20 protein-coding genes and 1 pseudogene are annotated in these 21,207 nt (G+C 70.5%); 14 read left to right on the plus strand and 7 right to left on the minus strand.

Translation table 11 applies throughout. The features are described from left to right. Positions 1–176 precede the first annotated feature (176 nt). From ACQ86J_RS05000 to ACQ86J_RS05030, 7 genes are all read left to right on the plus strand, one after another. A complete protein-coding gene (locus ACQ86J_RS05000; RefSeq protein ID WP_431270250.1) occupies positions 177–902 on the plus strand; it encodes a sulfite exporter TauE/SafE family protein in 726 nt (241 codons plus the stop codon). A gap of 30 nt (positions 903–932) precedes the next feature. After that, positions 933–1,826: an MBL fold metallo-hydrolase gene (locus tag ACQ86J_RS05005; protein WP_431270251.1), complete on the plus strand. Its 894-nt coding sequence runs from the start codon at positions 933–935 to the stop codon at positions 1,824–1,826. A gap of 23 nt (positions 1,827–1,849) precedes the next feature. Further along, positions 1,850–3,523, plus strand: coding sequence for a TIGR01244 family sulfur transferase (locus ACQ86J_RS05010; protein ID WP_431272299.1), 1,674 nt, complete (start codon positions 1,850–1,852; stop codon positions 3,521–3,523). Between the two features lie 57 nt (positions 3,524–3,580). Then, complete coding sequence (locus ACQ86J_RS05015) at positions 3,581–3,964, plus strand: YeeE/YedE family protein (protein ID WP_431270252.1); 384 nt, start codon at positions 3,581–3,583, stop codon at positions 3,962–3,964. A 4-nt stretch (positions 3,965–3,968) separates the two neighbouring features. Beyond that, positions 3,969–4,424 carry a DUF6691 family protein gene (locus ACQ86J_RS05020; protein WP_431270253.1) on the plus strand — a complete coding sequence of 152 codons (456 nt, stop codon included), beginning with the start codon at positions 3,969–3,971 and terminating at the stop codon, positions 4,422–4,424. Positions 4,425–4,719: 295 nt separating this feature from the next. Next, positions 4,720–4,920, plus strand: a complete 201-nt coding sequence (locus ACQ86J_RS05025; RefSeq protein ID WP_431270254.1) for a YgaP family membrane protein — start codon at positions 4,720–4,722, stop codon at positions 4,918–4,920. 1,228 nt (positions 4,921–6,148) lie between these two features. Then, positions 6,149–6,802 (plus strand): hypothetical protein, encoded by a 654-nt coding sequence (locus ACQ86J_RS05030; protein ID WP_431270255.1) that lies wholly within the window; start codon positions 6,149–6,151, stop codon positions 6,800–6,802. A gap of 64 nt (positions 6,803–6,866) precedes the next feature. Here the strand turns inward: ACQ86J_RS05030 and kdpC are convergent, their stop codons facing one another. From kdpC to kdpF, 5 genes and pseudogenes are all read right to left on the minus strand, one after another. Continuing rightward, positions 6,867–7,421, minus strand: coding sequence for a potassium-transporting ATPase subunit KdpC (gene kdpC, locus ACQ86J_RS05035; protein ID WP_431272300.1), 555 nt, complete (start codon positions 7,419–7,421; stop codon positions 6,867–6,869). A gap of 2 nt (positions 7,422–7,423) precedes the next feature. Next, the gene (kdpB, locus tag ACQ86J_RS05040) at positions 7,424–8,626 is read right to left on the minus strand and encodes a potassium-transporting ATPase subunit KdpB (protein WP_431270256.1); all 1,203 of its coding nucleotides are present in this window, start codon (positions 8,624–8,626) and stop codon (positions 7,424–7,426) included. A gap of 118 nt (positions 8,627–8,744) precedes the next feature. After that, a pseudogene (locus ACQ86J_RS05045) lies at positions 8,745–9,494 on the minus strand (potassium-transporting ATPase subunit B); the annotation flags it as partial. A 10-nt stretch (positions 9,495–9,504) separates the two neighbouring features. Further along, a complete protein-coding gene (kdpA, locus tag ACQ86J_RS05050) occupies positions 9,505–11,202 on the minus strand; it encodes a potassium-transporting ATPase subunit KdpA (protein WP_431270257.1) in 1,698 nt (565 codons plus the stop codon). Between the two features lie 4 nt (positions 11,203–11,206). Further along, entirely contained in the window at positions 11,207–11,302 is a 96-nt protein-coding gene (gene kdpF, locus ACQ86J_RS05055) for a K(+)-transporting ATPase subunit F (protein WP_431270258.1), read from the minus strand. Positions 11,303–11,519: 217 nt separating this feature from the next. Between kdpF and ACQ86J_RS05060 the strand changes: the two genes are divergently transcribed. Genes ACQ86J_RS05060 through ACQ86J_RS05075 form a run of 4 tightly spaced genes read left to right on the plus strand, consistent with a single transcriptional unit; the run spans position 11,520 to position 14,876 of the window. Then, on the plus strand, positions 11,520–11,948 hold the full coding sequence (locus ACQ86J_RS05060; RefSeq protein ID WP_431270259.1) for a hypothetical protein: 429 nt from the start codon (positions 11,520–11,522) through the stop codon (positions 11,946–11,948). Beyond that, the gene (locus ACQ86J_RS05065; protein WP_431270260.1) at positions 11,945–12,781 is read left to right on the plus strand and encodes a hypothetical protein; all 837 of its coding nucleotides are present in this window, start codon (positions 11,945–11,947) and stop codon (positions 12,779–12,781) included. The genes ACQ86J_RS05060 and ACQ86J_RS05065 overlap by 4 nt, the downstream gene beginning before the upstream one ends. After that, the gene (locus tag ACQ86J_RS05070) at positions 12,757–14,181 is read left to right on the plus strand and encodes a sensor histidine kinase (protein ID WP_431270261.1); all 1,425 of its coding nucleotides are present in this window, start codon (positions 12,757–12,759) and stop codon (positions 14,179–14,181) included. Before ACQ86J_RS05065 ends, ACQ86J_RS05070 begins: the two co-directional genes overlap by 25 nt. Further along, complete coding sequence (locus ACQ86J_RS05075; protein ID WP_431270262.1) at positions 14,178–14,876, plus strand: response regulator; 699 nt, start codon at positions 14,178–14,180, stop codon at positions 14,874–14,876. Before ACQ86J_RS05070 ends, ACQ86J_RS05075 begins: the two co-directional genes overlap by 4 nt. A 281-nt stretch (positions 14,877–15,157) precedes the next feature. On the opposite strand, the gene ACQ86J_RS05080 is transcribed toward ACQ86J_RS05075, so the two are convergent. Together ACQ86J_RS05080 and ACQ86J_RS05085 are read right to left on the minus strand one after the other, a co-directional pair. Next, the gene (locus tag ACQ86J_RS05080; RefSeq protein WP_431270263.1) at positions 15,158–15,748 is read right to left on the minus strand and encodes a recombinase family protein; all 591 of its coding nucleotides are present in this window, start codon (positions 15,746–15,748) and stop codon (positions 15,158–15,160) included. Between the two features lie 643 nt (positions 15,749–16,391). Next, positions 16,392–17,231 carry a LysR family transcriptional regulator gene (locus ACQ86J_RS05085; RefSeq protein WP_431270264.1) on the minus strand — a complete coding sequence of 280 codons (840 nt, stop codon included), beginning with the start codon at positions 17,229–17,231 and terminating at the stop codon, positions 16,392–16,394. 514 nt (positions 17,232–17,745) lie between these two features. Here ACQ86J_RS05085 and ACQ86J_RS05090 point away from each other — a divergent pair. Genes ACQ86J_RS05090 through ACQ86J_RS05100 form a run of 3 tightly spaced genes read left to right on the plus strand, consistent with a single transcriptional unit; the run spans position 17,746 to position 21,189 of the window. Further along, the gene (locus ACQ86J_RS05090; protein WP_431270265.1) at positions 17,746–19,005 is read left to right on the plus strand and encodes a ribulose-bisphosphate carboxylase large subunit family protein; all 1,260 of its coding nucleotides are present in this window, start codon (positions 17,746–17,748) and stop codon (positions 19,003–19,005) included. Continuing rightward, on the plus strand, positions 19,002–20,372 hold the full coding sequence (locus ACQ86J_RS05095; RefSeq protein WP_431270266.1) for a four-carbon acid sugar kinase family protein: 1,371 nt from the start codon (positions 19,002–19,004) through the stop codon (positions 20,370–20,372). The genes ACQ86J_RS05090 and ACQ86J_RS05095 overlap by 4 nt, the downstream gene beginning before the upstream one ends. A gap of 37 nt (positions 20,373–20,409) precedes the next feature. Further along, a complete protein-coding gene (locus ACQ86J_RS05100) occupies positions 20,410–21,189 on the plus strand; it encodes an SDR family NAD(P)-dependent oxidoreductase (RefSeq protein WP_431270267.1) in 780 nt (259 codons plus the stop codon). Positions 21,190–21,207 lie beyond the last annotated feature (18 nt).

Raw genomic sequence — 21,207 nt, forward strand, 5'->3', positions numbered from 1 at the left:
GCCAAGGCGTCCGGCGACGGCCGCCGTCGCCGCACCGTCCTCGATGCCGACGCCACCCCGGCACGCCGGCGAGGCCGGCGTCTTCGCCATCGCCTGCTGGGATCCCCCCAGGCGGCGGGAGGCGGTGATGGTCCAGTCCCTCATCGCCCTCGGCTCGGGCGGACCTCGTCGGCTTCGTGCTCGGCCTCATCGGCGGCGGCGGCTCCATCGTCGCCACGCCGCTGCTGCTCTATGCGGTCGGGCTCTCGCCGCATGTGGCGCTCGGCACCGGGGCCCTGGCGGTCTCCGCCAACGCCTTCGTCAACTTCGCGGGCCACGCCAGGGCCGGCAATGTCCGCTGGGGCGTGGCCGCGGTATTCGCGGTCGCGGGCGTGCTGGGCGCGCTCGGCGGATCCACCCTCGGCAAGATGGTGGCCGGCGAGCGGCTGATCCTGCTCTTCGCCCTGATGATGATCGCCGTCGGGATCGCCATGCTCCGGCCGCGGAAGGGCGGGGAAGATGGCGGTCCGATCGCGCTGACCGCCCCGGTCGTGCTGCGCGTGGCCGGCACCGGCCTCGGCGTCGGCCTCCTCTCCGGCTTCTTCGGGATCGGCGGCGGCTTCCTGATCGTCCCCGGCCTGATCCTCGCCACGCGCATGCCGATGATCAGCGCCGTCGGCACCTCGCTGCTCGCCGTCGGCGTCTTCGGCCTGGCCACCGCCCTGAACTACGCCGCCTCCGGCCTGGTGGACTGGGCGGTCGCCGCGGAGTTCATCGCCGGCGGCGTCGCCGGCGGCTGGCTGGGCATGCGCGCAGCCTGCCGCCTCGCCGCCGACCGCGGCGCGCTCAACCGGATCTTCGCCGGCATCGTCCTCGCCGTGGCCCTCTACATCCTCTGGCGCTCGGCCCTGGGCCAGGCCTGAACCACCGCCAATACCGAGGAGGACGCAAGCATGTCGCACATCCCCGCCGGCCTCGACCTCTCCGTGCAGCCCGAGGTCAGGCCCTTCTTCGACCCCGACACCAACACCATCAGCTACGTGGTGAAGGACCCCGGCTCCGCCACCTGCGCCGTCGTGGACAGCGTCCTCGACCTCGACTACGCGGCCGGCCGCATCGCCACGCGCTCCGCCGACGCCATCATCGCCTTCGTCCGCGACCACGGCCTCGCCGTGGAATGGCTCGTCGAGACGCATGTGCACGCCGACCACCTCTCGGCCGCGCCCTACATCCAGCGCCAGCTCGGCGGCAGGATCGGCATCGGCGAGCGCATCACGGTGGTGCAGGAGACCTTCGGCAAGGTGTTCAACGAGGGCACCGCGTGGCGCCGGGATGGCGGCGAGTTCGACCGCCTCTTCCAGGACGGCGACACCTACCAGGTGGGCGGGATGCGCTGCGTCGCGCTGCACACGCCCGGCCACACCCCGGCCTGCATGACACATGCGATGGGCGACGCGGCCTTCGTCGGCGACACGCTGTTCATGCCGGATGGCGGGACGGCGCGAGCCGACTTCCCCGGCGGCGACGCCCGCACGCTGTTCCGCTCCATCCGCCGCGTGCTGGCGCTGCCGCCCGAGACGCGGCTCTTCATGTGCCACGACTACGGCCCGAATGGCCGCGAGATCCGCTGGGAGACGACGGTCGCCGCCGAGCGGGCGGAGAACATCCATGTCCGCGACGGCGTGACGGAGGAGGAGTTCGTGGCCATGCGCACCGCGCGCGACGCGACGCTCTCCATGCCGCGGCTGATCATCCCCTCCATCCAGGTGAACATGCATGCGGGCCGGCTGCCGTCGGCCGGCCCGGACGGCAAGCGGTTCCTCAAGGTGCCGCTGGACGCCTTCTGAGCGGACGCGAAAGGAGAGAGGCCATGGACGCGAAGCCCCTGTCGCCGACCGTCTCGGTCGCGCCGCAGATCCGCCCCGAGGACGCCGCGGCGCTCGCCGCCGCCGGCTTCCGCGCCGTCGTCTGCAACCGGCCCGACGGCGAGGGCGCCGACCAGCCCGGCTTCGAGGAGATCGAGCGCGCCGCCCGGGAAGCCGGGCTCGAGGCCGCCTACCTGCCGGTCCTGTCCGGCAAGGTCACCGACGAGGATGCGGCGCGGTTCGGCGCCCTGCTCGACCGCCTGCCCGGGCCGGTGCTCGCCTATTGCCGCAGCGGCACGCGCTCCGCCACGCTCTGGGCGCTCACGGCGGCGGCGCGCGGCCGGGCGCTGCCGGAGATCCTCGCCGCGGCAAGGGCCGCCGGCTACGACCTCGGCGGCGTCGCCCGCCGCATCGCCAATGGCGGCCGCACGCCGACCGCGTCCGGCGAGGTCCGGCACGAGGTGGTGATCGTGGGCGGCGGCGCGGCGGGCATCGCCGTCGCCTCCAGCCTGAAGGCGCGCGCGCCCGACCTCGACATCGCCATCCTCGATCCCGCCGACATCCACTACTACCAGCCCGGCTGGACCATGGTGGGCGGCGGCATCTTCGACCCGCGCTGGACGGCGAAGACCATGGCCTCGCTGATCCCGCCCGGGGTCGCGTGGATCAAGGCCGCGGTCGCCGCCTTCGAGCCGGAGAACAACGCGCTGATTCTCGACGGCTGCCGCGTCGTCACCTATGGCCGGCTGATCGTCGCGCCGGGCCTGAAGCTGGACTGGGGCGGGATCGAGGGCCTGCCCGAGACGCTCGGCCGCAACGGCGTCACCTCCAACTACCGCTACGACCTCGCCCCCTATACCTGGGAGCTGGTGCGGGGCCTGAGGCGCGGGACGGCGCTGTTCACCCAGCCGCCCATGCCCATCAAATGCGCCGGCGCGCCGCAGAAGGCGATCTATCTGGCGGCCGACCACTGGCGGCAGGCCGGCGTCCTGCGCGACGTGGACATCCAGTTCTGCAACGCCGGCGCCGTGCTGTTCGGCGTGAAGGACTATGTGCCGGCGCTGATGGAGTACGTGGACCGCTACGGCATCCACCTGAACTTCCAGGAAACGCTGAGCCGCATCGACGGCCCGGCGCGCACCGCCTGGTTTACCCGCACCCGCCCGGACGGCACGGCGGAGGTGGTGGAGCGGCGCTTCGACATGATCCACGTCGTCCCGCCGCAGGCGGCGCCGGACTTCCTGCGCGTCTCGCCGCTGGCGGATGCCGCGGGCTGGATGGACGTGGACCCGGCGACGCTCCGCCACAAGCGCTTCCCCGGCATCTACGGCCTGGGCGATGCCTGCAACGCGCCGAACGCCAAGACCGCCGCCGCGGCGCGCAAGCAGGCGCCGATCGTCGCCCACAACATGCTGCGCGACATGGGCAGGATGCAGGAGGGCGATGCGGTCTATGACGGCTACGGCTCCTGCCCGCTGACGGTCGAGCGCGGGAAGATCGTGCTCGCCGAGTTCGGCTATGGCGGTCGGCTGCTGCCGAGCTTCCCCGCCTGGCTGATCGACGGGCGGAAGCCGAGCCGGCTCGCCTGGCTGCTCAAGGAGCGCATGCTGCCCTGGATGTACTGGAAGGCCATGCTGCGCGGGCGCGAGTGGCTGGCCAAGCCCGAGCTCACGGGCTGAGCGGAGCGGGAGGCCGAGCATGACGGGATCCACCCCCTCGCCTCCGCCGCCGGCGGCGTGCTGATCGGTGCCGCGGCGGCGCTGCTCTGGCTCTCGCTCGGCCGGATCGCCGGGATCAGCGGCATCCTCGGCGGCCTGGCCGCGGCGCCAGGCGGCGACCACGCTTGGCGGCTCGCCTTCCTCGCCGGGCTGGTCGGCGCGCCGCTGGCCTGGGCGGTCCTGCTCGGCCCGCCCGACCTGCGGATCGCGGCGGGGCCGGTTACGCTGGCCGCGGCCGGGCTGCTGGTCGGCTTCGGCACGCGGCTCGGCTCGGGCTGCACCAGCGGCCACGGCGTCTGCGGACTGGCGCGGCTCTCGCCGCGCTCGTTCGCCGCGACGGCGGCCTTCATGGCGACCGCCGCGGCGATGGTCTTCGCCGTCCGGCACCTGGCGGGGGGCTGACGCAATGCGCCGCATCCTCGCCGCGCTGGCCGCCGGCGCGCTGTTCGGCACCGGGCTCGTGCTCTCGGGCATGGCGAACCCTGCCAAGGTGCTGGCCTTCCTCGACCTCGCCGGCAACTGGGACCCAAGCCTCGCCTTCGTTATGGCTGGCGCCATCCCGGTCGCGGCCATCGGCTTCCGGCTGGGGGCGCGGCGCGCCGCCCCGCTCTGCGCACCGGCCTTCGCGGCGCCAGCGCGGGGCGCGATCGACGCGCGGCTGCTGGGCGGCGCGGTGCTGTTCGGCCTGGGCTGGGGCCTGGCGGGCTTCTGCCCGGGGCCGGCGCTCGCCGCGCTCGGCTTCGGCGGCTGGAAGGCGTCGCTCTTCGTCGCCTCCATGCTCGCAGGGATGGGGATCTTCCATCTGGTGGCCGGGCGGAGGGCGGCGGCCGGCGCGGCACCAGCGGTTGCGCGGACGCGCTAAGCGGACGCCGCAACACGATCGCGGAGGACCGAACCCTGCACGGACCACCGCTGATGACCATCCCATTCGCCATCGGGGGATGGCGCGCGCCCTGCACACGCCCGAGCCGGCCGCAGACGGCGGACGAGCCAAGTATTGGGGCGATCCTCACGCCATCTGCCGCTCGAGAACCGGGAGGCGGCGCGCCACGGGCTCACGACGCGCCGAACCAACCCGGTTTGCGGCGGATCAACGCAGCATAGACCCGGCGCCGGGTAGGCTTGCAGGGCTGCCTGGATTTGCAAGGAGATGGACGATGACGAAGAACGTCGGTGGCATGGACAAGTGGCTGCGGATCGCGGCTGGCGTCATCCTGTTGGCCTTGGGCCTGTTCGGCCCTCTGGGCTGGTGGGGCGCGATCGGCATCGTGCCGCTCGTGACGGGGCTCGTTGGGACCTGCCCGGCCTACAGCCTGCTTGGCTTCAACACCTGCCCGCTGCACCGCAGTGCGGCCTGACGTGTGATCGCCTGAACCCAGCGCGCCCTCCGCAAAGCCCTGGCGGTGCACCTGATGGTCGGTGCGGCGACCGGTGCCACGTATATGCCTCCGCCACCGGCCCATTGCGGTGCCGGTGGGAGCCGGAAACTGCGACGTACCAATGCGCACTGTCGGTTCAGGCATGGCGAGGCAGGGCGCAGCCCAAACCGGGCTGGAGGCGACGGGCACGCTGGCCGGGGTGCGGGACCTGACGGAGAAAGCCGGACGCTGCGGTCTGAGGCGCTGACCCAGACCAATCCATGGAAAAGATTGGCGTCCCCTAGGGGATCTGAACCCCTGTTACCGCCGTGAGAGGGCGTAAAGATGAGCCTTTTTGAGACATCCTGAGACAACTGGGGACGCTCTAATACGCTGATAAAGAACACTTCTGTTTCCCGTTGCTCCTCGACGGTCCAGGGCGGATATTAGACCCCATATTGGACCATGGAGCGGGTAATGGCGAAGCGGGTGAAGGAGGAGGCGCTCGGGGGCGCACGTCGCGACCGAGGCTGGACGCGCGCCACAAGCCCTATTTCCGCGTTGTGGAAGAAGGGATTCACCTCGGATATCGCCGCTCCATGGTCGATGGGCATGCGGGAACCTGGCTTGCCCGCCGGTATCTCGGCGATGGTCGGTACGAAACAGAGAGCCTCGGGCCAGCCGACGACCTTCCGACCGCGCCCGAGGGGGTCGTCCCCTTTACCTATGACCAAGCCGCGCGGGCCGCGAGGGAATGGGGTCGGCAACGGGCGGTAGCGGCAAGGGTCGCGGCATCGGCGGCGGGCACGATCACCGTGAGAAATGCGGTGGCCAACTACATCGCCAGCCGCAAGACTCGCTCACTCCGTACGGGCCGCGACGCCGAACTGCGACTGGGACACCACGTGCTGGCTCGCGCCGCTGGCCGATGTCGCTCTCGCCGCGCTGACCGACGAGCATCTTGCCCAATGGCGGGACGGACTCCGGCGCGGCGGTCGCGGCGTCAAGGACGACGCCCCGCCTCTCGCCAATGCCACGCTGGCGAGACTCTTGAACGATTTCCGCGCCGCCCTGACCCATGCTGGGCGAAAGGCGCGCCTACCGGCGGACGTACTCATGACGATCCGCGAGGGGCTACGTGCCCCAGAGGCGCCCGACCGCGCGCGCGAGAAGCAACACGTTTCCGATACTGACGTGCTGCGGATAGTTGAAGCCGCCTATGCCCAGGATGCCGATTTCGGCGCGCTCGTACTCGTACTGGCTGCCACTGGATGCCGATCTCGACCAAGCGGCTCGGCTGACAGTAGCGGACCTGCAGATCAGCAACCGCCGCATCATGGTTCCGACATCGAAAAAAGGTCGTGGTACAAAGGCGCAGACACATATCACTATTCCACTGCCGGATTACGTGCTGGCGCGCTTGCGCTCCCTCATCGCGGGCCGACGCGGGCAGGAGCGCCTGCTGCTCCGCTGGCACCACAAGCAGGTTGAAGGTGACAAGGCGACCGGACGGCTCCCTGAATGGGAACGGACCGAACGACGCCCCTGGTCGGTAGCCAGTGAGATGACCCGGCCATGGCGCGCGGCATTGACGCAAGCCGAGCTGGCCATCGACCTTGTCCCCTACTGCCTCCGTCACTCATCGATTATCCGCGGGCTTCAGGTCAATCTACCTGCACGGTTGGTGGCGGCCGTCCACGACACCTCCACCGCGATGATCGACAAGCACTACAGTGCCTTCATCACCGACGCGAGCCAGCCCATTCTTCGGCTGGCTTCACTAACCTTCGCGCCTCCGGCTACAGCCGAGCTTCACAGCCTGGCCGCCGAGCGGACAAAGAAGCGCGGCACAGCGAACGCGGCTGGGCAACAGACCAATTGACCCTTCCGCCTAGGGCCAGATCCGGGCGACGCATCCGTGTCTCCTCGGGCCGCCGGCCGGCAGGTCACCGCAAGGCATCGAGCGCGAGGTTGAGGCGCAGGACATTCACGCGCGGCTCACCCAGCACGCCGAACTCGCGGCCTTCGGTGTGCTGCGCGACCAACTCGGCAAGGCGTCCCTCCGGCAGCCCGCGCGCCCGCGCCACCCGGCCGACCTGCCGCGCCGCAGTCTCCGGGCTGACATGCGGGTCGAGCCCGGAGCCGGAGGCGGTGACGGCGTCGGCCGGCACGGACCCACCGTCGAGCGACGCCACGCGCTCCCTCATCGCCGCCAGGAGCGACGCGGAGGTTGGGCCGAGCTGCGAAGCGGCGGAGGCAGCCGCATTGTAGGGTTGCGGCGAGGTCGCGGACGGGCGCGGGTGGAAGTAGCGATCGGAGGTGAAGTCCTGGCCGAGAAGATCCGAGCCGATGACCTTGCCGTCCACCTGGACGAGGCTACCGCCGGCTCGCCCAGGGAAGATTGTGCCAGCGATCCCGGTGAAGGCCAGTGGCACGGCGAGGCCGAGGAGCAGCGTGAACAGAGCGACCACGGCGATGGCGGGGCGAAGGATGGCAATCATGGTCAGGCGAGCCCCAGCAGGACGAGGAGAAGGTCGATCAGCTTGATCCCGGCGAAGGGCGCGACGAGGCCGCCCAGCCCGTAGATCAGCAGGTTCCGCCGCAGCAGCGCCGTGGCGCCGACGGGCACGTAGCGCACGCCGCGCAGCGCCAGCGGCACAAGCGCCACGATAATCAGCGCGTTGAAGATCACGGCCGACAGGATCGCGCTCTCGGGCGAGGCGAGACGCATGACGTTCAGAGCTCCGAGCTCCGGATAGGACGCCACGAAGATCGCTGGCAGGATGGCGAAGTATTTCGCCACGTCGTTCGCGATCGAGAAGGTGGTCAGCGCGCCGCGGGTAATGAGCAACTGCTTGCCGATCTCCACCACCTCGATCAGCTTGGTCGGATCGCTGTCGAGGTCCACCATGTTGCCGGCCTCGCGGGCCGCCTGGGTGCCGGTCTGCATGGCGAGGCCCACATCCGCCTGGGCCAGCGCCGGCGCGTCGTTGGTGCCGTCGCCGGCCATCGCCACCAGCCGCCCCTCGCCCTGGGCGCGGCGGATATAGGCCAGCTTGTCCTCGGGCGTCGCCTCCGCGATGAAGTCGTCCACCCCGGCCTCGGCGGCGATCGCGGCCGCAGTGAGGCGGTTGTCGCCGGTGACCATCACCGTGCGGATACCCATGCGGCGCAGTGCGTCGAAGCGGGCGCGCATGCCGGTCTTGACGATGTCCTTCAGCTCGATCGCGCCGAGTAGCCTGCCGTCTTGCGCCACGGCCAGCGGTGTGCCGCCCGCGCGCGCGATCCGGTCCGTAGCGGTACGCAGCTCGGCCGGTACATCGCCGCCCAGGGCGCGCAGCAGCGCGTCCACCGCGCCCTTGCGGTAGGCGCCGCCCGGCAGGTCGAGGCCGGAGATGCGGGTCTGCGCGGTGAAGGGGATCACCCGCGCACCCTCCGGCAGCGCGGACGCGACGACGCCATGCCGCTCCCGCGCGAAGGCCAGGATGGAGCGCCCCTCCGGCGTCTCGTCGGCCAGGGAGGCGAGCGCCGCCGCCTCCGCGAGCGCGCGCTCCGTCACGCCGGGAACTGGAACGAACGCCGCCGCCTGCCGGTTGCCGAGCGTGATGGTGCCGGTCTTGTCCAGCAGCAGCACATCCACGTCGCCGGCGGCCTCCACCGCGCGGCCGCTGGTCGCCAGCACGTTGAAGCGCACCAAGCGGTCCATGCCGGCGATGCCGATGGCGGAAAGCAGGCCGCCGATCGTCGTCGGGATCAGGCGTGACCAGCAGCGCCGCCAGCACAGCGACGGAGGGCGGCTGGCCGTTCCAGCTTGCGAGCCCCACCAGCGAGGCCACCGCGATCAGGAAGATGATCGTCATGCCGGCGAGCAGGATGTCGAGCGCGATCTCGTTCGGCGTCTTCTGTCGCGCCGCGCCCTCCACCAGGGAGATCATGCGGTCGAGGAAGGTGGAGCCCGGCGCCGCCGTGTTGCGCACCACGATCCAGTCGGACACGACGAGCGTGCCGCCGGTGACGGCGCTGCGGTCGCCGCCACTCTCGCGGATCACCGGCGCGCTCTCGCCGGTTACGGCTGCCTCGTTCACGCTGGCGATGCCCTCGACCACCTCGCCGTCGGAGGGCACGAGGTCGCCGGCTTCGACCAGCACCAGGTCGCCGACGCGCAACTCCGTCGCGCCGCGCGGTTGCCACAGCGTGCGGTCGTCCCCACGCAGCAGCAGCTTCGCCCGGGTATCGGTGCGGGCGCGGCGCAGGCTCTCGGCCTGGGCACGGCCGCGGCCTTCCGCCACCGCTTCGGCAAAGGTGGCGAAGAGCACGGTGAGCCAGAGCCAGAGCGCGATTCCGGCCTGGAAGGTCCAGGGTTGCCCGAGCGCCAGGGCGCGGACGGCCAGGACGGTCACCAGGATCGCCACGACCTCCGTGACGAAGATCACCGGGTTCCGCACCAGCCGGCGCGGATCGAGCTTGCCGAACGCGTCCAGCGCCGCCCGCCGGGCGATCGGACCGGAGAGGAAGGCACCGCCGCGGGTCGCGCGGCGGGCGTCCCCCGCGGGGATGGGGGATGTCATGTCCATGGGAACAGCCTCAGAAGCTCTTGCCGGCGGCGAGCATGAAGTGCTCGGCGACCGGGCCAAGCGCGAGGGCGGGCATGAATTGCAGCCCGCCGAGGATCAGGATCACGCCGGCCAGCAGCCCGACGAAGAGCGGGCCGTGGGTCGGGAAGGTGCCGGCGGAGGCGGCGAGCTTCGGCTTGGCGGCTAGCGAGCCGGCGATCGCCATCACCGGCACCACGTAGCCGAAGCGGCCGAGCAGCATGGCGATGCCCAGGGTCGTGTTCAGCCAGGGCGTGTCGGCCGTCAGCCCGCCGAAGGCCGAGCCGTTGTTCCCTGCCGCCGAGGTGTAGGCGTAGAGCATCTCGCTCAGCCCATGCGGCCCCTGGTCCTGGATCGACGCCACCGCCACGGGCAGCACGACCGCGACCGCGGTGAAGCCCAGGATCGCGGCGGGCAGCACCAGCACCGCCAGCATCGCCAGCTTGACCTCCCGCGCCTGCACCTTCTTGCCGAGGTATTCCGGCGTGCGGCCGACCATCAGCCCGGCGACGAAGACCGCCAGCAGCACGAAGACGAGCATGCCGTAGAGGCCGGAGCCCACGCCGCCCGGCAGCACCTCACCGAGCTGGATCAGGAACAGCGGCACCAGCCCGCCCAGCGGGGTGAAGCTGTCGAACATCGCGTTGACCGCGCCGCAGGAGGCGCCGGTGGTGGTCGCGGTGAACAGCGCGACCAGCGCCTGGCCGAAGCGGACCTCCTTGCCCTCCATGTTGCCCTGCGCGGCATCGAGGCCGAGCGCGAGATGCAGCGGATTGCCGCCGGCCTCGGCCGCATAGACCATCCAGGTGCCGGCGAGGACGAACGCCACCATGACCACCAGCAGCGCCCAGCCCTGGCGGATGTCCCGCACGATGTGCCCGAAGGTGAGCGCCAGGGCGAAGGGGATCACCTGCTGCGCCCAGATCTGCAGGGCAGTCGCCAGCGCCGATGGCCCCTCGAACGGATGCGCCGAGTTCGCGCCGAAGAAGCCGCCGCCATTGGTGCCGAGGTGCTTGATCGCAACCTGGAAGGCCGCCGGGCCGAGCGGGATGGTCTGCGTCGCGCCTTCCAGCGTCGTCGCCTCGGCATAGGCCGAGAGCGTCTGCGGCACGCCCAAGGCCACGAAGGCGAGGCCCAGCACCAGGGCGAGCGGCAGCAGGACATAGAGCGTCACGCGCACGATATCGGCCCAGAAGTTGCCTAGGCCCCGCAGCCCGCCGCCTGCAAAGGCGCGGCTGACTGCCAGGGCCAGCGCGATGCCGGTGGCGGCCGAGAGGAAGTTTTGCACCGAAAGGCCGACCATCTGGCTGAGGTAGCTCATCGCCGCCTCGCCGCTGTAGGCCTGCCAGTTGGTGTTGGTGACGAAGCTGATGGCGGTGTTGAAGGCGAGCCAGGGCGGCACGCCGTCGAAGCCCTGCGGGTTGAAGGGCAGTTCTCCTTGCAGCCGCAGCAGGGCGTAGAGGGCCAGGAAGCCCGCGAGATTGGTCGCGAGCATCGCCAGCGTGTACATCTTCCAGCCCATCGCGCGGGTGGGTTCGATACCGCCCGCGGCGTAGATCGCCCGCTCGACCGGCGAGAGAAAGGTGACGCGCCCCGCCGCGACCGCGGCGATGTACCGGGCCAAGGGAACGGCCGCCGCCAGCACGGCGGCAAGGACGAGCGCAATCTGCGCCCAGCCGATCAAGGTCATGGGATTACAGGTCCTCGGGACGCAGCAGCGCCCACAGCAGGTACAGGAGAAGGGCGGTGACCACGACGCCGCCGAGGATGAGCTCAGTCACGTCGGTCACACCCGCTCGCAGCCGACCGCATAGGTTGCCATCAGTCCGAAGAGGCCGACGCCGAGCGACAGCAGGAGAAGGTCGAGCATGCCTGGAATTTCCATTCGATGGTCCGGACGGGCTTAGGCCAGGCGCGCGTAAAGGCTCCATGCGGGATCCGGGCCGGCGGCATAAAGACGGCGTAAAGACGCGCGCCGCGCTGCGCAGGGCCTGCTATTGGGACGACATGAGTGCGACGCCGCGCCGCCCCGACCCCGACGCCCTGCTCGCGCTCGCGCGACAGGAAGGGCGCGGCCGGCTGAAGGTGTTCCTCGGCGCCGCCCCCGGCGTCGGCAAGACGATGGAGATGCTGGCCGAGGCCCGGCGGCGTCTCGCTGGCGGCAGCGATGTCCTGGCCGGCATTGTGGAGACGCATGGCCGCGCGGAGACGCAGGCCGGCATTGGCGAGCTGCCGGTCCTGCCGCGCGCGCGCATGCCCTACCGCGGACAGGCGCTGGAGGAATTCGACCTCGACGCCGCGCTGATGCGGCGCCCCCAGATCCTGCTGCTGGACGAGTTGGCGCACAGCAACGCCCCTGGCAGCCGTCACCCGAAGCGTTGGCAGGACGTGGAGGAGTTGCGCGCGGCGCCGGCATTGAGGTCTGGACGACGATGAACGTCCAGCACCTGGAAAGCCTCTCGGAGGCGGTGGCGCGCATCACCGGCGTGCGGGTGGCGGAGACGGTGCCGGACCGCGTGCTGACTGAGGCCGACGCGGTCGAGCTGATCGACATCCCGCCCGCCGAGCTGATCGAGCGCATGCGCCAGGGCCGCATCTACCGCCCCGACCAGGCGGCGCGCGCGCTGCGCGGCTTCTTCCGCGAGGGCAACCTCGCTGCCCTGCGCGAGATGGCGCTGCGCCGCACGGCGGAGCGGGTGGACGCGGATGTCACCGGCTACATGCGCGCCAATGCCATTGCCGGTCCCTGGCCGGCCGGCGACCGCGTCATGGCGCTGATCGGCTCAGATCCCGCGGCCGAGACCGTGGTCCGGGAGGCGCGCCGCGTCGCGGATGCGCTGAAGGCACCGCTCCTCGCCCTGCATGTCGAGCAGCCGACGGCCGACCCGTCCGCCGATCCCGGCCCCGCGCTGCGCCTGGCGGAGCGGCTCGGCGCAGAAGCCGAGACGGTGGTCGGCGCCGACCTGCCCGCCGCCATCCTGCGTGAGGCGCAGGCGCGCAACGTGACGCACCTCGTCATCGGTCGCGGCCGTCCGGCCCGGTGGCGGCGGCTGGCCGGCCGGACGCTGTCGGCGGCGCTGCTGCGCCGGGCCGGCGACTTCACGCTCCATGTGGTTCCAGAGCCGGCCGGCACGCCGCGCAGCCTTCCGCCCGAACGGCGCGCGCTTCCGCGCTGGGCGGGCTGGATGGCACCCCCGCCCTCGTCGCGGGGGCGACCGCGCTCGGCCTCGTCTTCGACGGCGTCGTGCCCGAAGGCGCGCTCGGCATGATCTACCTCGTGCCGATCGTGGCGGCCGCCGTGGGCTTCGGTCCGGTCCAGGGCGCCCTGGCCGCGGCCCTTTCCTTTCTGGCCTGGAACTTCCTGTTCCTGCCGCCGCGCTACACTCTGACCATCGCCGGCCCGCAGGACGTGGTCGGCGTCGTCGTCTTCACCCTCGTCGCGCTGCTGCTGGCCGGCACCACCGGCGGCCTCGGGCGGTCGGTCCGCGCCACGCGGGCGCGGATGCTCGGCCTGCGCCGCCTCGTCGAGTTCAGCCGCCGCCTGGGCGCCCCGGGCGGCAAGGGCGACCTGGTACAGGCGATCGCCGAGGAGGCGTCGCGCATCGCGGCCGGGCCCGCCTGCGTGCTGCTGCTGCTGCCGCCCCTGCCGGGCGAGACGGCGCCCGAGCCGGTGCTGCGCGCCAGCGTGCCGGTCGAGGTGGAACCGGACGAGTCCAGCATGGCCGCCGCGCGCTGGGCCGTCGCCAACCGCCGTGCCGCAGGCCATGGCACCGATACCCTACCTTCCGTCGCCTGGCAGTTCCGCCCGATGCGCACTGCCCATGGCCTTGCGGGCCTGGTCGGGCTGCGTCGGCCGGAGACCGGCGGCCCACTCGACGGCGAGGCCGACCGCGCCCTGGATGCGCTGCTGGACCAGGCGGCCGTCGCACTCGAGCGCGCCGAGCTGATGGAGGAGCGCGCCCGCGGCGAGGCGATGGCCGAGACGGAGGCGCTGCGCACCGCGCTCCTGACCTCGCTCGGCCATGACCTCAGGACGCCCCTCACCTCCATCCGCGGCGCGATTTCGACGCTGCGGACATCCGGCCCGGCGCTGTCGGAGGCGACCCGCGCCGACCTGCTGGCCGCCGCCGAGGAGGAGACGGAGCGCCTGTCCCGCTGGATCGCCAACATCCTCGACATGGTGCGCATCGAGAACCGCCAGGTGGCGCCGCGGCGCGAGCCGGTGGACCTGGCGGAGGCGCTGGAGACCGCCGCCGCGCGCGCCGCTCGGGCGCATGGGCGGGAGATCGCGCTGGACCCCGGGCTGCGGCCGGTCGCGCCGCGCCTCGACCCTGCCCTCCTCGATCAGGTCCTGGCCAACCTGCTGGACAACGCGCTGAAGTTCTCGGCGCCCGGCGGGCAGGTTCGTGCGCGGGCCGGGCGGGAGGGTGCGGAGGTCCTGATCGCAGTCGAGGACGACGGGCCGGGCATCCCGCGCGAGGACCTGCCCCGGATCTTCGACCCGTTCTTCCGCGCCACGCGCGCCGACCGGGTGGCCGCCGGCAGCGGTCTTGGCTTGGCCATCTGCCGCGGCCTCGTCCAGGCCATGGGCGGACGCATCGCCGCCGAGAGCCCGGCGATGCCGGACGGGCGCGGGACACGGGTGGTCGTCAGGTTTCCCAGCGCATGAGCGAGGTCGCCCCGCCGCGCATCCTCGTCGTGGACGACGAGCCGCAGATCCACCGCTTCCTGGGTCCGGCGCTGGAGGCGGCGGGCTACGCACCGCTGCGAGCCATGACGATGGCCGAAGGGCTGCGCCTGGCGGCCGAGCGGGCGCCGGCGCTGGTGCTGCTCGACCTCGGCCTGCCAGACGGCGACGGAAAGCTGGCGATTCCCCGGCTGCGCGGCTTCACCGCGGCGCCCGTGGTCGTCTTGTCCGCCCGCGACCAGGAAGGCGAGAAGGTGGCCGCGCTCGACGCCGGGGCGGACGACTACGTCGAGAAGCCCTTCGCGCTGGGCGAGCTGCTGGCCCGCATCCGGGCCGGGCTGCGGCGCGCCGGAGCGGCAGCGCAGCAGCCGGCAGCCACCGTCGTGCGGGCCGGTCCGCTGGAGGTGGATCTTGGCAGGCGGACGGCGCGGGTGGCAGGTGGTGAGCCACTGAAACTGACCCCGCGCGAATGGGACCTGCTCGCCGCATTGGTCCGCGGCGGGGAGGGCCGGGTGGTCACGCAGCGCCAGTTGCTGACCGCGGTCTGGGGCCCGGCGCATGTCGAGGACGCGCAATACCTGCGCGTCTATGTCGGCCACCTGAGGCAGAAGCTGGGACCGGCAGCGGGTCTCATCCGGACCGAGCCTGGTGTCGGGTATCGCTTCGGAGACGAGTAGGTCGGAAGCTTTCCAGGGCGCGGTCGCGGCTAAACGGCTTCCGGTTGCACCCAGCGGTCTCCGTCGCGGTCAACGCCTTCTGCCGAAGCGTGCCACGGATCCGACGGGAGTTACTGCTCACGATCCGCCTGGGAAATTCCTCAACGACACGCTTCACCTGCATTGGGTGCCATCGCTGGCCGCCGGCCGGCGCTTGTACCCCGCGAGCAGTGAGTGCGTCCGCGATCTCCCGCAGAGTCGCCGCTCCTGCACGACGCGCCGCTTCGATGTAGGGCAGGATATCAGCCGCCCGTGCCTTCGCAGCATTTCTCTTCGCTTGTGCCGCAGCACGAGCTTGGTCGGCGTTGCCCGGGCGGAGGCGTGGATTGCCAAGTTGCACACCTCGCGCCTTCGCGGCGATGAGGGGCAGCCCGGGTGCGCTGACTGATCAAGCCCGCTTCCAGTTCGGCTACTGCAGCCATCTGGGTAACGAGAAACTTACCCACTGGGCCAGGTGGAACCTGGGGCAAGTCGCAAAAGACAACGCCACCATCGCCGCTACCCTCGACCACACCGAGCAGGAAACGCGCGTTCCTTGCCAGACGATCGAGCTTGGCGATTAGCAGGGTAGCGCGGTGGGCGCGGCAGGCGGCCAAGGCTGCAGCAAGCTGCGGACGGTCGTTTCGCTTGCCGCTCTCCACCTCCTGAAACTCGGCCACAACCTGCCCGCCCGCCGAGGCAATATGTCGGGCCACAGCCATGCGCTGCGCATCAAGCCCGAGCCCCGAGCGGCCCTGCCGTTCGGTGCTGACCCGGAAGTAAGCGATGTAGCGCGCCGCCCTTGAATGAGGGAGGTCGGCGCGTAGGACAGTATTCTGCACGTCGTTGGGCATCCGGCTGCAACTTAGGCCTCAACCGTAGGTTTATCACGAATCCAAATGCTTATTTGACGGTCCGTGACAAAAGATCACGTGGCCTACTGCGGAAGGCTTCTTGTCGGCCTGGGACGATCACCGCACAAAACCAGTGAGCCGGCCGCGACGGGGTTTCGGAGCCAGTACGCACGGACGCGCGCGCGTAGGCGAAAACCTTGAACGGCATATTGATAAGGATCGTGTTTCGCAGCCTTGGCGAGCGCGGTTCAATCCCGCATTGAGATGCAGGCGGCCCAGCCCGTGACCTGCGCGGCGCAAAACAGCAATCCCAATCAAGTTAATCGCACCTGATGGAAGAGGCCCGGCAGGTGTTTCATCACTCGGCCCGGCACGACGGTCCGGGAAAATTGCTGTCGCCCGTTCGGCGATCCGTCCGCTCTGGGCGTTGGTCACATGCACCTTCAGCACCAACAGGGCCTCTGCGGCCGCCTGCCGGATGGCCGCGAATGCGCCGTGGGATCTGGTCAGGGCCCCTGCAGCAGCAGGACCTGCGAGTACAGGCCTTCAGCTTTCGCCGCAGTCTCGTTCGCGGCCATCAACGCCCCCATGACGGTCGCGTCGCCAAGGATCGCCACCCGTTGAAGCCCGGGAATGGCCTCCTTCAGACCATGGACTTATTGGCGAGATGGCTTCCGGAGATGTTCATCTCGTCCTGGATCCAGCTCGCTAGGCGGCGAACATCATCTCGCAACCGCAGGTGAGGCGCGATCCAAAGGTTCAGCGCGTGCGGCCCCATCGTAAACCCGAACGGGGCGACGACGTGGCCTCGCCTAATTTCGTCCTCCGCCAACAACCTTGGTGCCAGACCTACCCCGAGGCCCGAGGCTGCGGCCTGGATCAGCAGATAGAAATGCTCGAAAAGCTCATGGCTTTGGAGAGTAAGATTGGATTGGCCGAGTGCCGAAAGCCATTCGCTCCACGCAGCAGGCCGGGTTGCAGTACCAAGGATGCGAGCCCGGGCGAGGTCCTCCACCGATTTCAGTCCAAGCCGTGCAGCGTAGTCGGGATGACAGATCGGGCCGATGTCTTCCTGAACGAGTGGACGGATTACAACGTCCTGGGGTGGACGGATCATGCTGGACCGGATGGCGACGCTGATTTCGTCCCGGACGAAGTCGACCTCGCCGAAGTTCACGTTCAGGCGGATTTCGACTGCCGGGTTGTCCTGCTTGAATCGGCCCAGCCGCGGGATCAGCCAGTACATCATGATCGTGGCCGAGCACGACAGGGTCAGCGGACCCGGCGCAAGCCGCGCCACGCCGAGCTGCATCAGCCCGAACGCCTCGCTGAGGCTCGCCGCCAGCTGGGCTGCCGGCGGGGTTGGCTCCACCGACTTCGACAGGCGGCGTAGGAGCGGAATCCCGAACTGAGCCTCAAGGGCCTGGATGTGGCGGCTGATCGCACCGTGCGTCACACCCAGGTCTTTCGCCGCGGCCGACATGCTTCCGAGCCGAACCGTCGTTTCAAAGGCACGTAGCGCGCTGAGAGGAAGGCGGGGCGAGGGCATGCGAGGGGATCTCGTCAACGCGGTGATGTGAGAAAACCTCACAGCAGCCCGTGTCGAACTGAGATATCACGCTGCTAGGTCCGAGTGTAGGTCCTTCCCCAGAATAGAAGTACGGGACTGGGTGGAAATGCCAAGCTCAAGGACGTTCGCCGTCCGGCGCTGTGCTCGATCTGCACGCCGACCTGCCAGACCAGCCTCCGCTCGCATGCTGGAAGCAGAGTGCGCTCCGGCTCGCACAGCATCTGCACTGCGTATGCGACGCACCGCGATGCACCTCAGCAGTCGAAAGCCTAGCCGCAAACATCGTCATGGTGGTTGGGGCGCAGCAATGCAGCCGCGGCGGGATGGGGGCACACACCATCATGTTGGGGTCGGCCTGCCGCCAACGGCGGCCTGAGCGGACCCGGGCTCAGTATCGACAACGACCCATTCAACCTGAGGAACGCCAATGCTCACCGATCGCATTGAAGCCGACTACCTCTTGGAGACGCCGATCGACCCTCGGCGCGCCGCCGAAATCATTGCCGGCGAGCAATCCAGCGGCACGTTCGTCGCGGTCCCGGGCGAGACGCCAGAGCTCAAGGAAAGGTCGGCAGCGCGGGTGACCGCGCTGGAGATCCTGGAAGAGGCAGTGCCGCGACGCTCGCTTCCCTCCGCCCGTGGCGAGTGGGACGGCGAGCGCATCACCCGCGCCAGACTTACGCTGTCGTGGCCGCTTGCGACGCTCGGCCCCTCGCTGCCGAACCTTGTCGCAACAGTCGCCGGCAACCTCTTTGAGCTCGCCTCGGTCAGCGGCCTCGGGCTGCTCGACATCCGGATGCCGCAGGCCTTCGCCGAAGCCTATCCCGGTCCCCGCTTCGGTGTCGCGGGCACGCGCCGCCTCGCGGGCGTGGCGGGCCGCCCGTTGATCGGCACAATCATCAAGCCGAGCGTCGGCCTCGACGCCGAGGCAACGGCGGCGCTCGTCGCAGAGCTCTGCGCGGCTGGCATCGACTTCATCAAGGACGACGAGCTCCAGGCGGACGGCCCGAACTGCCCGTTCGACGAGCGCGTCCGCGCGGTGATGCGTGCGATCGACACTCAGGCCGACCGGACCGGCAAGAAAGCCATGTTCGCCTTCAACCTCACCGGCGACCTCGACCAGATGCGCCGGCGTCACGACACGCTGCTGGCCCATGGCGCGACCTGCCTGATGGCGAGCCTGAACTCGGTCGGGCTCGTCGGGATGATCGAGCTCGGCCGCTTCAGCCAGCTGCCGATCCACGCGCACCGCAACGGCTGGGGCTACCTCTCGCGCCACCCGCTCCTCGGCTGGTCCTATGTCGCCTGGCAGAAGCTCTGGCGTCTTGCCGGCGCGGACCACGTGCATGTCAACGGCCTGCAGAACAAGTTCTCGGAGCCGGACGAGAGCGTCATTGCATCGGCCCGCGCCTGCCTGGCGCCCATGTTCGACAACAAGCCCTGCACCGTGATGCCGGTCTTCTCCTCGGGGCAGTCTGTCCGGCAGGTCCACGCGACCCATGCGGCCCTGCAGTCGACGGATCTCATCGTGACGGCCGGCGGCGGCATCGTGGCCCATCCCGACGGTCCGGCGGCGGGCGTGCGGGCGATGCGCGAGGCCTGGGACGCGGCGATCGCCGGTATCCCGCTTGTGGACCACGCACGCAGACATCCCGAACTCCGCCGCGCCCTGGAGATCGCCGCGTGAGCCGTCCCCGATCGCTGCCGGATGGACCCCTGGTCGCCTTCTACGGGGACGATTTCACCGGGTCGTCAGCCGCGATGGAGGCGCTCGCCTTCGCCGGGCTCGACACCGTGCTGTTCCTCGCGCCGCCGCCGCCCGAACGGCTTGCTACCTTCGCCGGCTACCGCGGGATCGGCATTGCGAGCGTCGCCCGCTCCTGCAGCCCCGAATGGATGGACCGGCACCTGCCGCCGGTATTCCAGCTGCTGAAGTCGCTCGCGGCACCGGTCGTCCACTACAAGGTCTGCTCGACCTTCGACTCCGCTCCGGGCGTGGGCTCGATCGGTCGTGCCATCGACGTGGCCGCGGCGCTGTTCGAGGGGTGGGTGCCCCTCCTGGTCGCCGACCCGGCGATGGGGCGGTTCCAGTGCTTCGGCAACCTCTTCGCGCTTGCCCACGGCAAGGGCCACCGCCTCGACCGGCACCCGGTCATGTCGCGGCATCCGGTCACGCCAATGGACGAGGCCGACCTCGGCCGCCATCTGGCCCGGCAGACCGCGAAGCCGATCGGGCTCGTGGACTTCGTCGCCATGAAGCATGGGCGGGGCGAGGCGCAGCTGACCCAGGCGCTTGCCGAAGGGTGCCGCATCGTGTCGCTCGACGTGCTCGACGAGGAGACCCTGGTCGAGGCGGGGCGGCTCGTCTGGGAAAGGGACGGCACGCAGGTCTTCGCCGCCGGCTCGCAAGGCCTCGAGGCCGCGCTGGTGGCCTATTGGCGGGCGACGGGTCTCGTTCCGGCCAAGCCTGCGCCGCGGCATCCGGGCCGGGTCGAGCGGATCGCCTGCGTGTCGGGCTCCGTCTCTCCGGTCACAGCGCGACAGATCGCTGACGCCCTGCGGCACGGCTTCGCCGGCATTCGCATCCGGGCGGAGCGGGCGGTGGACGAGCGCGCCTGGGAGGCCGAGATCGGCCGCGCCACCCAGGAGGCGCTCGCTGCCCTTTCCGCGGGCCAGGACCCGCTGGTCTACAGCGCCGCCGGTCCCGACGACCCGGCGGTCGCCGCGCTGCGGCAGGCCATCGCGGCTGCCGGGGCCTCGGCCGAGGCGATCAACGACCGGATCGGCGGCGGGCTCGGGCGCATCCTCGATGCGCTCATCCGGGCGGCTGGCCTTGCCAGGGTGGTGATCTCGGGCGGCGACACCTCGGGCCACGCGGCCGCGAGGCTCGGGATCGACGCCCTCACGGCCATCGCGCCCATAGCGCCGGGATCGCCGCTCTGCCGGGCGCACGCGCCGGATGCCGCCCGCGATGGGCTGCAGATCGCGCTCAAGGGCGGCCAGGTCGGCGGCGACGATTTCTTCCGGGCGGCACGCGACGGATCACCCGGCTGACACGGATTCCTCAACAGGATCGAGCGGAGGATAACAGATGAGGTTGCAGGGAAAGATCGCGCTGGTTACGGGCGGCGCGCGCGGTATTGGCTTCGCCATCACGAATGCACTGGCCGCCGAAGGGGCAGTTCCCGTGATCGCCGATATCAACGAGGCAGGCGCGCGCGACGCCCTGGTCAAGCTCGACCGCCAGGATGGCCTGGCGCTCGCGGTGAACGTCGCCGAGCAGGCTTCGGTTGAGGCGATGGTCGCGGCGATCGTCGGCCGCTACGGGCGGCTCGACATCCTCGTCAACAACGCAGGCATCGGGGGCAACACGCCTTTCCTCGACATCAAGCTCGAGGAGTGGAACCGCACCGTCTCGATCAACCTCACCGGCGCCTTCCTTGTCGCTCAGGCCTGCGCTCGCGAGATGGCGAAGCAGCGCGGCGGCAAGATCATCAACATCGCCTCGCTCTCCGGCCAGCGCGGCGGGCATGGCCGCGCCGCCTACGGCTCCGCCAAAGCCGGGCTCGAATTGCTGACCAAGGTGATGGCGGTCGAGCTCGCGGAGTTCGGCATCAACGTCAACAACATCGCGCCCGGTGCCATCGAGACCGAGATGGCGAAGTACGCGCACGACCAGGCGACCCGCGCTGCCTACAACTACCTGATCCCGATGACGCGCTACGGCACGCCGGAGGAGATCGCGGATGCAGCGGTGTTCCTGTGCTCCGACGAGAGCCGCTACATCCACGGCCATACGCTGAACGTGGACGGCGGCTTCCGTGCTGCCGGGCTGATGTTCCGTGGCGGCAAGGCCGCCCCACAAGCCTGACCTGACCAGCGAAAGTCC

Origin of the sequence: Dankookia sp. P2 (assembly GCF_050632255.1) — a bacterium.
Lineage (GTDB): Bacteria > Pseudomonadota > Alphaproteobacteria > Acetobacterales > Acetobacteraceae > Paracraurococcus.

Coding starts and splice junctions, on each gene's coding strand:
- ACQ86J_RS05005 (WP_431270251.1), top strand. CDS start 933: ATGTCGCACATCCCCGCCGGCCTCGACCTCTCCGTGCAGCCCGAGGTC.
- ACQ86J_RS05010 (WP_431272299.1), top strand. CDS start 1,850: ATGGACGCGAAGCCCCTGTCGCCGACCGTCTCGGTCGCGCCGCAGATC.
- ACQ86J_RS05020 (WP_431270253.1), top strand. CDS start 3,969: ATGCGCCGCATCCTCGCCGCGCTGGCCGCCGGCGCGCTGTTCGGCACC.
- ACQ86J_RS05025 (WP_431270254.1), top strand. CDS start 4,720: ATGACGAAGAACGTCGGTGGCATGGACAAGTGGCTGCGGATCGCGGCT.
- ACQ86J_RS05030 (WP_431270255.1), top strand. CDS start 6,149: ATGCCGATTTCGGCGCGCTCGTACTCGTACTGGCTGCCACTGGATGCC.
- kdpC (WP_431272300.1), bottom strand. CDS start 7,421: ATGATTGCCATCCTTCGCCCCGCCATCGCCGTGGTCGCTCTGTTCACG.
- kdpB (WP_431270256.1), bottom strand. CDS start 8,626: ATGGACCGCTTGGTGCGCTTCAACGTGCTGGCGACCAGCGGCCGCGCG.
- kdpA (WP_431270257.1), bottom strand. CDS start 11,202: ATGACCTTGATCGGCTGGGCGCAGATTGCGCTCGTCCTTGCCGCCGTG.
- ACQ86J_RS05060 (WP_431270259.1), top strand. CDS start 11,520: ATGAGTGCGACGCCGCGCCGCCCCGACCCCGACGCCCTGCTCGCGCTC.
- ACQ86J_RS05065 (WP_431270260.1), top strand. CDS start 11,945: ATGAACGTCCAGCACCTGGAAAGCCTCTCGGAGGCGGTGGCGCGCATC.
- ACQ86J_RS05075 (WP_431270262.1), top strand. CDS start 14,178: ATGAGCGAGGTCGCCCCGCCGCGCATCCTCGTCGTGGACGACGAGCCG.
- ACQ86J_RS05080 (WP_431270263.1), bottom strand. CDS start 15,748: ATGCCCAACGACGTGCAGAATACTGTCCTACGCGCCGACCTCCCTCAT.
- ACQ86J_RS05085 (WP_431270264.1), bottom strand. CDS start 17,231: ATGTCGGCCGCGGCGAAAGACCTGGGTGTGACGCACGGTGCGATCAGC.
- ACQ86J_RS05090 (WP_431270265.1), top strand. CDS start 17,746: ATGCTCACCGATCGCATTGAAGCCGACTACCTCTTGGAGACGCCGATC.
- ACQ86J_RS05100 (WP_431270267.1), top strand. CDS start 20,410: ATGAGGTTGCAGGGAAAGATCGCGCTGGTTACGGGCGGCGCGCGCGGT.